Origin of the sequence: Streptomyces marokkonensis, from assembly GCF_008312835.1 — a bacterium.
Taxonomy (GTDB): domain Bacteria; phylum Actinomycetota; class Actinomycetes; order Streptomycetales; family Streptomycetaceae; genus Streptomyces; species Streptomyces marokkonensis_A.
Genome location: NZ_VSKS01000004.1, coordinates 260,936 through 274,103 on the forward strand (window position 1 = coordinate 260,936; position 13,168 = coordinate 274,103).

The following is a 13,168-nucleotide window of genomic DNA, read 5'->3' on the forward strand; positions in this document are numbered from 1 at the left end:
GGCCGGCTTGCGCGCGACCGCTCACTCCGGGTCGCTGTCGTCCGGCCGGACGGCGATGTGGTCGGGTTCCAGTTCCAGTGCGACGCGGTCGCGCATGCCCAGGGCCCGGGTGTACTCGGCGGGCAGTTGGAGGCGGCCCGCGCGGTCCAGCATGGCGTACTCGCGCGCGACCACCGTCTCGTGGCCGGTGACGGCGTCCACCTCGCTGCGGCGCAGCACCTCGGTGGAGGTGCGTCCGTCACGGATGGCGACCGTGCGGCGGACCTCGCCCGCCACCGCCTGGTCGTGGGTGACGATCACGACGGTCGTGCCGAGCCGTTCGTTCGCGGTGCGGAACGCGGCGAAGATCTGCTCCGCGGTGTGGGAGTCCAGCTCGCCGGTGGGCTCGTCCGCGAGCAGCACCGAAGGATCGCCCGCGAGGGCCACGGCGACGGCGACGCGCTGCTGCTGGCCGCCGGACATCTCGTGCGGGCGGCGGCCCCGGCAGTCGGCGACCTCCAGCAACTCCAGCAGTTCCAGAGCGCGTTCGGCGCGGGCCCGGCGCCCGGACCGGGAGCGGCCGCGGTGTCCGGCCAGCTGCATCGGCAGCGCGACGTTCTGCGCCGAGGTCAGGTAGGGCAGCAGGTTGCGGGAGGTCTGCTGCCACACGAAGCCGACGACCTCCCGGCGGTAGGCGAGACGGTCCTTCGCGTTCATCGTGAGCAGATCACGGCCGGCCACCCGCGCCGCGCCGGCCGTCGGGGTGTCCAGACCGGCCAGGATGTTCATCAGGGTCGACTTGCCGCTGCCGGAGGCGCCCACGAGAGCCATCAGCTCGCCCTCGCGCACCAGGAGGTCGAGTCCCTGGAGCGCCTGCACCTCCACGCCGTCCGCGGTGAACACGCGGACCAGCCGGTCGCAGGTGATGAGCGCGTCATGGCCGTAGGCCGGGCGGTTGCGGTCGGCGGTGACGCGGTCGGCGAGATCCGCCAGGGTGGGGTTCGAGGTCATCGGGAGCCTCCTGCGGGGAGAAGTCGACGCGACACGACGGCGGACAGGGGCGGGTTCACCGGGCGTCCCCGGCCCGTAGCTCGCGCACGGAACCCCTGCGCCCCGACCACCAGGCCTGGGCCGCGGAGATCCCGACGGTCAGGGCGACCACGGCCAGCGCCGGCACCACCAGCGACACCGGGTCGGTGCGCAGGGCCGCCCGGCCCGCCGGGGACGAGGACGCCGAGACGGCGATGGTCGTCAGGTCGATGCCGGGCGACAGCAGCCGGACGGCGGCCCAGGCCGTGAGGATGCCGCCGGCCGCCGCGAGCAGCGCCTGCGGCAGCGACTCCAGGACGAGCAGCCGACGGCCCTGCGCCCGGGTGAGGCCCATGGTGCGCAGCCGGGCCAGCAGGGCGGCCCGTTCGGGGGCGGCCCGCAGCAGGGTCAGCAGCAGCGCGAGCACGGCGTACCCGGCGCCGGCCGCCACCGCCGCGATGTAGACGCGCTCGGCGCCGGACTGCAGCGGCGAGTCGACGAACCCCGCGAGCCTCTCCGTGCGGAGCTGGACCCGCGCGGCACCGCCCGCCGCCTCGCGCAGCGCGCCCGCGTCGGGACGGTCGCCGGTGACCAGCAGCGCGGTCGGACGGGCGGAGTCCCCGGGCAGCCCCGACCGGTCCACGAGCAGGAACTCCTGCCCGGCCAGCACCGGCGTCCGCTCCCGCACCGCCACGATCCGTACGGTGATGGAGCCGCCCGTGTCCAGACGCACCGGGAACGGCCGGGTGCCGTAGCGGTCGGCGACCGCGGGGGAGGCCAGGGCGGGCAGTGCCCCGGAGCCGGGAGCAGCGGACGCCTCCAGTTCGGCGGCGTCGAACGTCCCGATGCCCGTGTGCCGGGTGAGGGCCGCGTAGCCGGCCGGGTCCACACCGGCCACCGGTACGGTCAGCCTGCCGTCCGAGGGATAGGAGTAGTAGGCGACGCTCACGGCGGTGACGTCCCGCACGCCCGGTGCGCGCCGGACCTTCCCGGCGAGCTCCGACGGCAGTGCCCGCAGCCCCTCGACGCGGGCGTCGGCGCCGACGGCGACCGTGGCCGCGCGGTCCCGGGCGTCGGCCACACCGGTGAGGACGGAACCGCCGAAGGCGGCGGTGGTCAGCGCGGTCAGCAGCGCCAGCAGGGGCAGTACCGCGGAATCCGGCGTACGGCCCGCGCGGGCCAGCGACAGCGGTCCGACCACGCCGCGCAGCCGCGCCGCCGGACGGGCCAGTCCGCGCAGCGGCAGCGGGTGGAGGCGCACCAGCACCAGTGCGGCGATCACCCCGACCAGCACCGGCGCCAACGACACCAGCTCGTCCCCGGACGCCGCCCCGCCGTCCCCCGCCCCCCGCGTGCGCAGCGTCACGACCGCGCCCACCGCCAGGGCCAGCAGCGTGAGTTCGGCGACCGTGCGCCGCCGCGACGGACGGGCCGAGGCGATGTCGTCGCGGGCGGCGTGCACGCGTACCGCGCGGTGCGCGGCGACGGCCCGCAGCGGCAGCGCCGCACACGCGAGGAGGGCGACGGCGCCGGCGGCGGCCACGGCGTACGGCAGCCGGGCCCCGGGGACCGTGAGCCGGGCGGCGGCCAGCCCCAGCGCGGCGGCGGGCACGGTGACCACCGCCGTCTCCGCCAGCAGCCGGCCGGTGAGACCGCGCAGGGAGGCGCCGCGGGCCCGCAGCAGGGTGAGTTCGGCACGGCGCCGGCCGGCGGCGAGAGAGCCCGCCATGAGCAGCACGACGGCCGCGACCGTGCCGGTGCCGAAGGCGGCGACGGAGACGACCGGGCCGATGGCCGCACGCAGCCCGGCGTACTCGCCGAACACGTCGTCCAGCGAGGTCTCCGCGAGCAGGGTGGAGGAGGCGGCCGTGCCCGCCCGCCGGAGCAGCGGACCCGCCTCCAGGGAGGCCACGGCCGACTTCAGTTCCGGCAGGTCGTGGCCGTGCAGGGCGGAGGCCTCGGGCGCCAGCATCCAGTACCGCTCCGGCACCCCGCCGGTGCCCAGGAGGGCCGGACCCGCGTCCGGGGGGAGCAGCAGCGCGCCGACCCAGAACCGGTTGCGCGACGGGTCGTCGGGGCGGGTCGTCAGATGGGGGCCGCGCAGCACGGGCGTGGTCGACCAGTACGCCTCCCGAGGGGCGCGCGGTTCGACGACGCCGGTGACCCGCACCGTGAGCGGGGCGCGCTCCACGCCCGGCACGTGGAGGACGGAGCCCACCTCGATGTTCAGCTTGCGGGCCGTGTCACTGCTGACGGCGGCCTCGACCGCCGTCGTCGCGGCCGTGACGTCGTCCGGGGCCTTCGGCAGCCGGCCAGCCCGCAGCCGGGAGTGGCCGGCGAGCCCGTTCTGGGCGACGAGGTGGAACTGCGGGGACACCCCGTCCGGCCGGGACAGCCAGGGGTCCGGGACCTCCAGGCGCCGGGTGGTGCGCACCCCGTAGGACGACTGGTCCGTGTCGAGCGGGAGCGCGCGCCCGGCCTGCGCGAGGATCCTGTCGTAGGGTCCGCGCGCGGCGTCCCGGCGCAGTTCGGCCTCCCGCGTCTCCTGCGGCACGATGACGTTGGCGTGGGAGGTGTACAGCTGGACGGTGGTGCGGCCGGGCCCGGCCACCTCCATCGCCCGGCGCAGTCCCGCGTCGCCGTACCGGTCCACGGCGAGCGGCAGCGCGGCGGCCAGGAACGCGGTCACCGCGACCAGTACCGCGAGGGCCACCGCGGCCCCGGGCGCCGCCCGCAGCCGCGTGCGCACCCAGGGCGCGACCGCGCGCGGTCGCCTCGCCGTCCGGACGGTCACGTCACTCGCCTCCCCGGTCGCGCAGTGAGGTCACCGGGTCCGCCCTGCGCAGGGACAGCACGGCCGTGATCAGCAGCGGGGCCGCGGCCACGGCGGCCAGCAGGGCGGCCACCCGGAGGGGAGGCAGGTGCACCAGGACCTCGGGGACCGGGCGGCCGGCCTCCGCGGTCAGCATGATCAGGGGGATCACGGCACGGGTCAGCACCGCGCCCAGCACCACGCCCACCACCAGCGCCAGACCGACCAGCACCCCGTGCTCGACGAGCACCACCCGGGCCAGCCGCCGCCGGGAGGCGCCCAGGGCGCGCAGCACCGCGAACTCGGCGGACCGCTCACGCAGCGAGCCCGCCGCGCTCACCGCGAACCCGACCGCCGTCAGCGCCGCCGCCGCGAGGGCCGCCGCACCGAACGCCGTGCCCGGTCCGGCGCCGAACGGGTCGTCGCGCAGCGCCTCGGCGATCTCGTCCCGCACGACCACGCGGGACGGATCCATGTCGGGCCGGCCGCGCAGCGCCGCGGCCACCCGCTCCGTGCCGCCGGGCTCGGTCGCGAGCCACCACTCGTTCGGCGGCACGGTCTCGTCCTGGCGCGCCTGGAGCACCCGGTTGACGGACCGCAGATCGACCAGCAGGGCGCCCCCGTCGTCCTTCCCGCCGCCCGGCGCGGACGGCAGCGCCCGCACCGCCCGGACGATCCGCACCGGCACGGTGGCCCCGCCGATCCGCACGTCCAGCCGCTGCCCGGGCCGCGCGCCCGTGGAGGCGAGGTAGCGGTCCGTGGCCACGCCGGTGACCTCGGACGCCGCCGGCTGCGGCACCCGGAGGCCGATGGTGAGGGGCGAGGGCTGCCAGGTCAGGTCCGGCGGGAGGTACCCGGTGGCGTAGGCGATGGTCGTCGGGTCGCCCGGGACCACGCGGGGCGTGGTCGGACTCGTCCTCGCGCCGGGGGAGGACACCGCGCCGTCCGCGCGGGCCGACAGTTGCCACTCGGCCGGCAGCGGCAGCCTCCGCTCCCGGCCGCCGGTGTCCGTGGCGGTCAGCGCGGCCAGGGTCAGACGGTGCCGCTCGCCCTTCCCGGCCGGCTGGAGCAGGTCCAGCCGGAGACCGGTCAGCGTGAGTGCGCCGGGCGGTGCCTCGGTGACCGCCGCGAGGTCGAGGGTGAGCGCGTGGGGCCGCCCGTCGGTGCGCAGTCCGCCGAGGCCGAGCGTGTACGGGGTGCCGGAGGAGTCCTCCACGGTGGCACGGACGTCGACCGCGGTCTCCGCGGCCGCGCCCCGCATCCGGGCGGTGAGCGTCAGGCGCGCGGTGCCCGCCGGGACGCGCACCCCCGCCGAGGTGTCCTCCGGCGACAGTCCGGCGACCGCCGTGCGCACCGGCACCCGCGCCAGGTCGGGGCGCATCAGCATCGCGTCCGCCGCGTGCGCGGTGTCCAGCGCGAGCACGGTCGCGGTCCTGCCGCCGGACAGCGGCACGGTCGTACGGGAGGCGGGGGCGGCCCGGCGCACGCCGGGGACGGCCGCGTACGTCTGCGTGCGGCCGAACTCGCTCTCCCCGGCGGCCAGTACGCGCACCTGTGCGCCGGCCCGGAAGTCCGCCTGGTCGTCCTGCGAGCGCTCCCACGAGGAGCCCTGGCCGATCGCCAGCATGCCCAGCGCCACGGCGAGCACCAGCAGCAGCACCGGTCCCGCGCCGCGTGTCGGGCGGCGGCTCAGCTGCCAGCCCGCCAGCGCGCCCGGCAGTCCCCGGCCGGCCGCCGCCCGGTGCTCGGCGAGCCTCGCCAGCGGCGGCAGCAGCCGCAGCGTCAGCACCGTGCCGGCGAGCAGCGCAAGCGCCGGGGCGGCCACGAGCAGCGGATCGACCCCGAGGTCCTCGCCGACGGCACCGGAGGGCCGGCGGCTCAGCTGCCAGTACGCCACACCGGCCACCACCAGCAGCCCCACGTCCGCACCGGCGCGCACCACGCCCGGCAACGGCTTGGCACGGCGGGCCGTGAAGGAGGAGGCCAGTGCCGGAACGGTGACGGCGAGCGCGCAGCCCAGCGCCACCGCCGCCGACACCAGCCACACGGAGCCCCGTCCGGCGACCGCCCCCACGGAGGCGTCCAGGCGCAGTCCGATCCGGGCCAGCGCGCCCTGCCCGGCCAGCAGCCGGGTGAGCGGTCCCGCCAGCAGCGGGGCGCAGGCCGCCGCGGGCACGGCGAGGAGCAGCGCCTCCAGCGCGGCGAGCCGCGCCACCTGGGTCCGGGAACCGCCACGGGCCCGCAACAGCCGGGTCTCGCCCGCCCGTTCGGCGCTCAGCAGCCGGGCCACCAGCAGCAGGGCGCACGCGGCGAGAAGGGCCAGCTGGAGGGCGATGACCAGCAGCGTGGAGCGGGAGACGAGCAGGGAGCGTTCGAGGCGGTCCAGCGCGGCGGGCAGCTCGCTCGCGGCGGTCGCCGTGCCGCCCAGTGCCCCGGCCTTCGGCAGGGCGGCGGTGCCCTCGCGTGCCGCCTCGCGCAGCGCGTCGACGCGCTCGCCGGTCATCGCCGAGAAGTCGGCCGAAGCCAGCCAGCCCGACGCGCCCGCGCTGACCCGGTTCCCGGTGAACACGGCGGGGTCGGCGAGCAGGGGGCCGTACGTCGTGAAGTGGAGTGTGACGATGCCGCGACCGTTCAGCTCGTCAAGTCGCCAGTACGGTGCCGCGGTGTCGACCGGCCGGTACAGACCGGTGACGCGCACCGTCGCAGGCGGTCCCTCGAGCCGGTTGTCCAGGGTGAGCCGGGTGCCCGGCTCCACGCCGAGGGCACGGGCGGCGGACTCCGGGAGGGCGGCCTCGATCTCCGTGCCGGTGTTCCCCCGGGGCATTCGGCCCTCGGTGACGCGTACCTGGGCCGGGTCGAGCGCCGCGAAGTGGGTGAGGTCGGGGTCGTCCGACGTCGCGCGCTCCTCCGGTGGGCGCAGGGAGCCGGGCAGGGCGTACGGGCCGGAGCGGGTCAGCGTGCGCAGGGTCACCGGGAGTCCGTCGAAGGCCTTCCGCGCGGCCTCGCGCACGGCGCGGTCCGCGGCGGCGCGGCGGCCGGCGGGGACCTCGGCCTCGACGGTGAGGGTGGTGCCGGCGGCCTGGCGGGGGTCCGACAGGGCGTGCCGCAGGGCGGCGTCACCGATCGTGGTGGAGTAGGCGGTGAGGGTCGCCAGGACCGCCGTGGTCAGCAGGACCGTGAGGAGGGCGGCCGCGAGCAGGGGGCGGTGTGCGTGCGCGCGGGCGAGAACCAATCTCGCCGAGCCTCCTGCGGCAGTCACCGCAACCCCCCGTGGTTGTCCGGACCTCCGGGTGATGTTGTCAGAGAGGGTGGGGCGGAGGTAACCGTTCAGGGTGGGGGCTTGACCGATTTGTGATCGGAATGCGGTGAGGGGTGATCGGAATGCGACTCCGGTGGGAGCGGGGGGAGTTCGCCCCCGCCGCCCCTTCCCTTCCCGTTCCGTCCCCGGGGGCGCTGCCCCCGGACCCCCGCTCCTCGGACGCCGGACGGGCTGGATCGGACGCCGGACGGGCCGGTCCTACCGGAAGGGCCCGTCAGTCCGCGGAGTTGATCATGGACGCCGCCGCGTACGTCAGGTACTTCCACAGGGTCTGTTCGTGTTCCTCGGACAGGCCCAGTTCGTCCACGGCGTCGCGCATGTGCTTCAGCCACGCGTCGTGGGCCGCGCGGTCGACCTTGAACGGGACGTGCCGCATCCGCAGCCGCGGATGGCCGCGGTTCTCGCTGTAGGTGGTCGGGCCGCCCCAGTACTGCATGAGGAAGAGCGCGAGCCGCTCCTCGGCCGGGCCCAGGTCCTCCTCGGGATACATGGGCCGCAGCAGCGGATCGTCCGCCACGCCCTCGTAGAAACGGTGGACGAGCCGGCGGAAGGTGTCCTCCCCGCCGACCTGCTCGTAGAAGGTCTGCTCCTGAAGCGTGCCGCGCCGAATCTCTGTCACGCCGTCCATGGTCTCAGACACGACGGCGTAGGACTCAAGGCCTAAGTACTGTGGAGACATGGGCGGCCACGACCGTGAGGCGCGGGACGATCCCGCCGCGGCGGCGCGGGCGGCGCTCGTGCGGGAGATCGGCGCGAGCGGGGCCTTCGACGCCGATCCGGTGTGGCGGGAGGCCTTCGCCGCCGTACCGCGTCATCTGTTCGTGCCGTACTACTACGTGGGTGTCGTCGGCGGATACGAACGCCGGTGGGGTGAGCACCCCGATCCCCGGGAGCGCGAGCGGTGGCTGCGCGGTGCCTACGAGGACACCCCGCTGGCGATCCGGCTGCGGGACGGCGAGCTGCTCTCCTCCAGCAGCCAGCCCTCCCTCATGGCGCTGATGCTGGCCGGACTGGAGGTCCGGGACGGGCAGAAGGTCCTGGAGATCGGCACCGGCAGCGGCTACAACGCCGCCCTGCTCGCCCACCGGCTCGGCGACGACGACCTGGTCACCACCGTCGACCTCGACCCGGAGATCACCGAGTCGGCCCGCCGGCACCTCGACGCCGCCGGACACCGTCCGGCCGTCGTCACCGGCGACGGCGCGCGCGGGGCGCCCGCACGCGCCCCCTACGACCGGATCATCGCCACCTGCGCCCTGCCGTCCGTGCCGCGCGCCTGGCTCGCCCAGTGCCGCCCGGGCGGCCGGATCCTCGCCCCGTTCGCCACCGGACTCGTCACCCTCACCGTGCGCGACGCCGGGCACGCCGAGGGCCGCTTCCTGCACACGCCCGCCTACTTCGTGCCGCTGCGCGGCGCGGGACGGTCGTGGCGGGAACAGCCGGACCTGGACGGGCTGCCGCCCGCGGCCCGGGGGAGCGATCTGTTCCGGTTCCTGCTGGCGCTGACCGCCGGCGCCCTCGACCCGCGCCAGGCGTACGAGCTGTGGGAGGACGCGGGCAGGCCGCAGCGCGAACGCTACGGCCTGACCGCCGACGCCGGGGGCGACCGCGCCTGGCTGGACGGCCCCCGGGGGCCGCACGTCTGGCCGGTGCCCGCCGGGTAGGGCTCCGCTCAGCCCCGGCGGATGGTGATCGTCGTCCAGGCGCCCACGTGGACGCGGTCGCCGTCCTGGAGCGGGACCGGGACGAACGGCTGGATCGGCTCGTCCGAGCCGTTGACCGTCGTGCCGTTCGTCGAGTTCTGGTCGACGACCGCCCAGGTGCCGTCCGGCTGCTGGACCAGTACCGCGTGCTGGTGCGAGACGCCCGGGTCCTCCGGCGGCGTGGACAGATCGATGTCGGGGGTGTCGCCGGTGGAGTGGCGGCGGCGGCCGATGGTGATCTGGTTGCCGGTGAGCTGGCGCTGCTGCTCGGGCGAGTACGCGGGCAGGTTCAGGCCCGCGGCCTCGGGGCCGGAGCGCTGCATCATCGCCATGAAGTACTCACGGTCCGGGCCGACGGTCGCGGTCCAGGTCGCCGGGCCCTGCGGGGGGCGGGGCTGCTGCGGGAAGCCGCCGGGCCCGGGCGGCGCCTGGGTGCCACCGGGCTGAGGGTAACCGTAACCGCCGCGCTGACCGGGGCCGTTCGGGCCGCCGGGACCACCAGGGCCGCCAGGGCCGCCGGGGCCACCAGGGCCGGGCGGGGAGATCACCCAGTCGTCGTCACCGCCGCCGAAGGACGGTCCGCCCTGCTGGGGGCGGCCGGTGTCCTGCGGGAACCCGGGCGGGGCCGGCGGTCCGGGCTGGAACGCCTGCGGAGCGCCGGGACCACCGGGTCCGCCCTGACCACCGGGTCCGCCGTGACCACCGTGACCGCCGTGACCACCGTGGCCACCCGGTCCGGGCGGCGGCACCGGGCGCGAGGGGTCGCCGCCGAAGCCGGGCGGGCCCGGCGGGATCGGCTCGGCGGGCCGGTTCATCTGCGAGGGACGCGAGCCCTGGTAGTCGTAGGAGTCACCGCCGCCGTACGACGGGCCTGGCGGCTGCTGCTGGAAGGGCCCGCCCGGGCCGGGGGCCGGACGCGGGGCGGCCGGGGTGTACGACGTCGCCGTGTTCGTCAGGAAGTTCCAGCGGCACTCCTCGCAGAACGGCGCACCGCCCTCACGCGGCGTGCGGCACTGCGGGCACAGCTCCGCCCGGCCGCCGGGACCACCGGGGCCGCCGTAACCGCCGGGGCCTCCCGGGCCGCCGGGGCCGCCGGGCGGCGGGAAGCCGTAACCGCCACCGGGCGCCGGCGGCGGGGGAGGAGGTGGGGGCACGGCACCCGTCATGCGGTGACCGCACACCTCGCACCAGTCGTCGGAACCCGACTGGTGTCCGTTCGGGCAGGTCGGCATGTCGGCGCTTCCCCCTCTCCTTGTCCGGTCGGTTCCGACCGGATTTCTCCGACCCCGAGGGGTCAGGCTCGATTACTTACAGGTCACTTCTTTACACGAACGGTCTTGGTCGACCGGGTCTCGAGTGTCATCTCGTCGGCCTCCTCCACCTTCGCCTTCAGTCGCACAGTACCGGTCGCGGCGTCGACGACGTCCACCACCTTCGCAAGCAGTTTCGCAGTATCCGCGTTGCCGGACGCACTCGCGAGCTGAACGGCACGGCCCAGTTTGGCTGTTGCTCCGTCGAAATCGCCCTCTTTGCGCAGATCGAGCCCCTGTTGGATGACCTGGGCCAGTTCGGCCTGCCCGGTGTAGTGGGCGACCTGGGGGTTGATCGACGTCGACGCGGCCATGTCGTCGGTCCACACGGCCCGCACCAGACCCTGCGCCCCGAGGTTCTGCACAGTCCTGTCCGGTTGCGGAATCACCAGCGACAGCCGGGCCGCCAGCATCTCCCGGCCGATGCCCGCGGGCGGGACCTCGACGCAGACGTGGTAGTCACGGGACTCGTCTCCCCAGGAGCCGAGCGGGTAGTCGCCCGCCCGCGGGCCCGCCTCGGTGCGGCGGCCGGTGAGCTCCTCGACCGTCGGCGCGACCTGTTTGACGAATTTCACGGTCGTGCCGACCGGGGTCCACAGCCGCAGCGAGACGTCCGCGACCTCCTTGCCCATCGCCGTCTCCATCATCCGCGTGAAGTCGGCGGCGAGACCGGCCGGGTCGGCGACGATGTCGGCGGTGCCGAGGAGCGCGGAGGCGACGCCTGTGACTTCTTTCACTTCCCAGTCGGTGCCCACTCCGCGCGCGTCACAGGTGAACCGGCCGGCGCAGGAGTCCAGCGCCGCCTTCAGGTCCTCCGGCGACTCGTGCTCGTTGCGGCCGTCGGTGAGCAGGATGCCGTGCCGGATGGCCACGTCCGCCGACGCCAGCAGCCGGTCGGCCAGCCGCAGCCAGGTGCCGATCGCGGTGCCGCCGCCCGCGCTCAGCCTCCGCAGCGCCTGCTTGGCCTGCTCACGGGTGGTGGCGTCGGCGACCGCGAGCCCGCCGGCACCGGGGTAGACCTCCCTGGCCACGTGGGTGCCGCCGACCACCGCGAAGTGCACGCCGTCGCGCAGGGCGTCGATCGCGGCGGCCGTCGCGTCGCGGGCGTTGCGCATCTTGGTCGGCGGACAGTCCATCGAGCCCGAGCAGTCGACCATGAGGACCACGGCCGCCGACGGTCCCTCGCCCGGCGAGTAGAGGTGGGGCGCCGCCACCGCGCTGCCGATGGTGCCGCCGCCGGTCGCCGTCACCGTCACGATGGCGTTGACCTCGCGGCCGTCCTCCGGCAGGTACTCGTTCTGGTAGACGTCCACCGCGAACTGCGGCACGTTCGATTTCGAGAAGATGGCCATGCCTGTTCGCTCCCCCTCGGATGCCCCGACGGCGCGGGGCGACGACGGATGACGGACCGGTCCCCTCCGGTCCGTTGAGGCTTCCCCGTAAGACGCGTCCCGTACGCGGCCTCAGGCCGATCCTGCCCCCTGCGGGACGGCGGGGAACGGCACGAGGGCCACTGTTACGTTGTCGTGGCCCCCGCCGTCGAGCGCGTGACCGACCAGCACCCGGGCGCTGTGCAGCGGCCGGTCGGCCGCGTCGGCCGGGACGACCCCGGCCATCTCGTCGGCCGACTCCGCGTAGTTCCACAGGCCGTCCGTGCAGACCACGATCACCCCGGGCCGGTCCGGCTTGAAGGACGCGGTGTGCGGCTCCAGTTCGTAGGCGTCGGCGCCGAGCCAGCCGGTGATCGCGTGGGCCCGGTGGTCGGCGTACGCCTCGGCCTCGCCCATCAGGCCCGCGGCGACCATCTGCGCGGCCCACGAGTCGTCCTCGGTGAGCCGGGCCGCCGGGGCGGAGCGGTCCACCGGGACCCAGTAGGCGCGGCTGTCGCCGACCCAGCCGACGACCAGCAGACCGGCCGTCACCACCGTGCCGACGATCGTGCACGCCGGGGCGTTCTGGTGCGGGGCGTGCTCGCGGGCGGCCGCGTCCGGCTCGTCGGCCAGCGCGTTGACCGCGTCGGAGGCGGCGATGATCGCGTCGTGCATCGCCTGCTGCGGGTGCGTGCCCCGCGGCAGGGCCGCCAGCAGCGACTCGCTCGCCGCGCGGGACGCCGCCAGGGACGCCTCGTCGGGGCGGGTCGCCGAGGAGACGCCGTCGCAGACGATCGCCACGGAGACGGGCGAGCCGTCGGGCAGCGTGGTGGTGCCGACGCCGAAGGCGTCCTCGTTGCGGTGGTGGCGCAGTCCGCGGTCGCTGACCGCGGCCACGGGCCCGCATTCCTGTTCCATGTGGTCCCGTTCGCGCGGCTGGGCGTGGCCGCAGTTCTCGCAGTAGCCGTCGTTGTCCACCCTGCCCGCACGACAGGCCACGCACACCGCCGTGGCACCGGCGATCTGCTGAGCCGGCTCGGTGGTCACCCGCGGGTCGGGCGCCTGGAGCGGGTACTCGTCGGGCTGCGCCGGCTGGTGGACGCCGCCGGGGTGCCCGTCCGGGGCGGGGGCCGCGTCCGGCTGGGTGCGGCGGTCGAAACGCACACCGGACGACGGGGCGGGGGGCCCCGCCGGCGGGGGCGGCGGTACGGCGGTGCCCTGGGCCGGGGGCGGCGGTACGGGCGCGCCCGGGGGCGGCGGCGGTACGGGGCTGCCCGCCGCCGGGGCTCCGGCGGCGGGGGCCGGCGGCAGGACCGCCTCGCCGGACAGCGGGGAGCCGTCCGAGTGCGTGCCGGGGACGTCCGTCGGCCGGTGGGTCGCGGGGCCGTCGCCGGAACCGTCCGGGCCGGGCGCGGGCCAGGCCGGTGCGGCGGGCGGGGCCGACGGGGGCCGGGGGTGGGCGCGGCCGGCCGGCGCCTGGAGCGGCACCGAGCCGTTCAGGGCGATCGTCGGCTCGTCCGTCGGCCGTGCGGGAACCGCGGACAGGTCGTATCCGCACGCACCGCAGAAACGATCACCCGACTCGAGGGGCTCCTCGCAGCTCGGGCATTTGGACAGAGCGGCCTGCTGAGGCATCTGCGACATCA

8 protein-coding genes are annotated in these 13,168 nt (G+C 76.1%); 1 reads left to right on the plus strand and 7 read right to left on the minus strand.

The features are described from left to right. Window positions 1-21 precede the first annotated feature (21 nt). From F1615_RS09585 to F1615_RS09600, 4 genes are all read right to left on the minus strand, one after another. Window positions 22-990 carry an ATP-binding cassette domain-containing protein gene (locus tag F1615_RS09585; RefSeq protein WP_149548456.1) on the minus strand — a complete coding sequence of 323 codons (969 nt, stop codon included), beginning with the start codon at window positions 988-990 and terminating at the stop codon, window positions 22-24. Window positions 991-1,045: 55 nt separating this feature from the next. Then, a complete protein-coding gene (locus F1615_RS09590) occupies window positions 1,046-3,802 on the minus strand; it encodes an FtsX-like permease family protein (protein WP_149548457.1) in 2,757 nt (918 codons plus the stop codon). Window position 3,803: 1 nt separating this feature from the next. Next, entirely contained in the window at window positions 3,804-7,079 is a 3,276-nt protein-coding gene (locus F1615_RS09595; RefSeq protein WP_149548458.1) for an FtsX-like permease family protein, read from the minus strand. Window positions 7,080-7,353: 274 nt separating this feature from the next. After that, window positions 7,354-7,767: a globin gene (locus F1615_RS09600; protein ID WP_149548459.1), complete on the minus strand. Its 414-nt coding sequence runs from the start codon at window positions 7,765-7,767 to the stop codon at window positions 7,354-7,356. Between the two features lie 49 nt (window positions 7,768-7,816). Here F1615_RS09600 and F1615_RS09605 point away from each other — a divergent pair, with 49 nt between their 5' ends. Further along, window positions 7,817-8,803 carry a methyltransferase domain-containing protein gene (locus tag F1615_RS09605; protein ID WP_149548460.1) on the plus strand — a complete coding sequence of 329 codons (987 nt, stop codon included), beginning with the start codon at window positions 7,817-7,819 and terminating at the stop codon, window positions 8,801-8,803. Window positions 8,804-8,811: 8 nt separating this feature from the next. Here F1615_RS09605 and F1615_RS09610 read toward each other — a convergent pair whose 3' ends face one another. From F1615_RS09610 to F1615_RS09620, 3 genes are all read right to left on the minus strand, one after another. Beyond that, window positions 8,812-10,074: an FHA domain-containing protein gene (locus tag F1615_RS09610; RefSeq protein ID WP_149548461.1), complete on the minus strand. Its 1,263-nt coding sequence runs from the start codon at window positions 10,072-10,074 to the stop codon at window positions 8,812-8,814. 83 nt (window positions 10,075-10,157) lie between these two features. After that, complete coding sequence (locus F1615_RS09615; RefSeq protein ID WP_149548462.1) at window positions 10,158-11,504, minus strand: vWA domain-containing protein; 1,347 nt, start codon at window positions 11,502-11,504, stop codon at window positions 10,158-10,160. A gap of 111 nt (window positions 11,505-11,615) precedes the next feature. Next, entirely contained in the window at window positions 11,616-13,166 is a 1,551-nt protein-coding gene (locus F1615_RS09620) for a PP2C family serine/threonine-protein phosphatase (RefSeq protein WP_149548463.1), read from the minus strand. Window positions 13,167-13,168: the final 2 nt, after the last annotated feature.

Excerpts from the sequence above, each read along its gene's own strand:
- F1615_RS09620 (WP_149548463.1), bottom strand. The coding sequence starts at position 13,166 with ATGTCGCAGATGCCTCAGCAGGCCGCTCTGTCCAAATGCCCGAGCTGC.
- F1615_RS09610 (WP_149548461.1), bottom strand. The coding sequence starts at position 10,074 with ATGCCGACCTGCCCGAACGGACACCAGTCGGGTTCCGACGACTGGTGC.
- F1615_RS09585 (WP_149548456.1), bottom strand. The coding sequence starts at position 990 with ATGACCTCGAACCCCACCCTGGCGGATCTCGCCGACCGCGTCACCGCC.
- F1615_RS09615 (WP_149548462.1), bottom strand. The coding sequence starts at position 11,504 with ATGGCCATCTTCTCGAAATCGAACGTGCCGCAGTTCGCGGTGGACGTC.
- F1615_RS09605 (WP_149548460.1), top strand. The coding sequence starts at position 7,817 with ATGGGCGGCCACGACCGTGAGGCGCGGGACGATCCCGCCGCGGCGGCG.
- F1615_RS09600 (WP_149548459.1), bottom strand. The coding sequence starts at position 7,767 with ATGGACGGCGTGACAGAGATTCGGCGCGGCACGCTTCAGGAGCAGACC.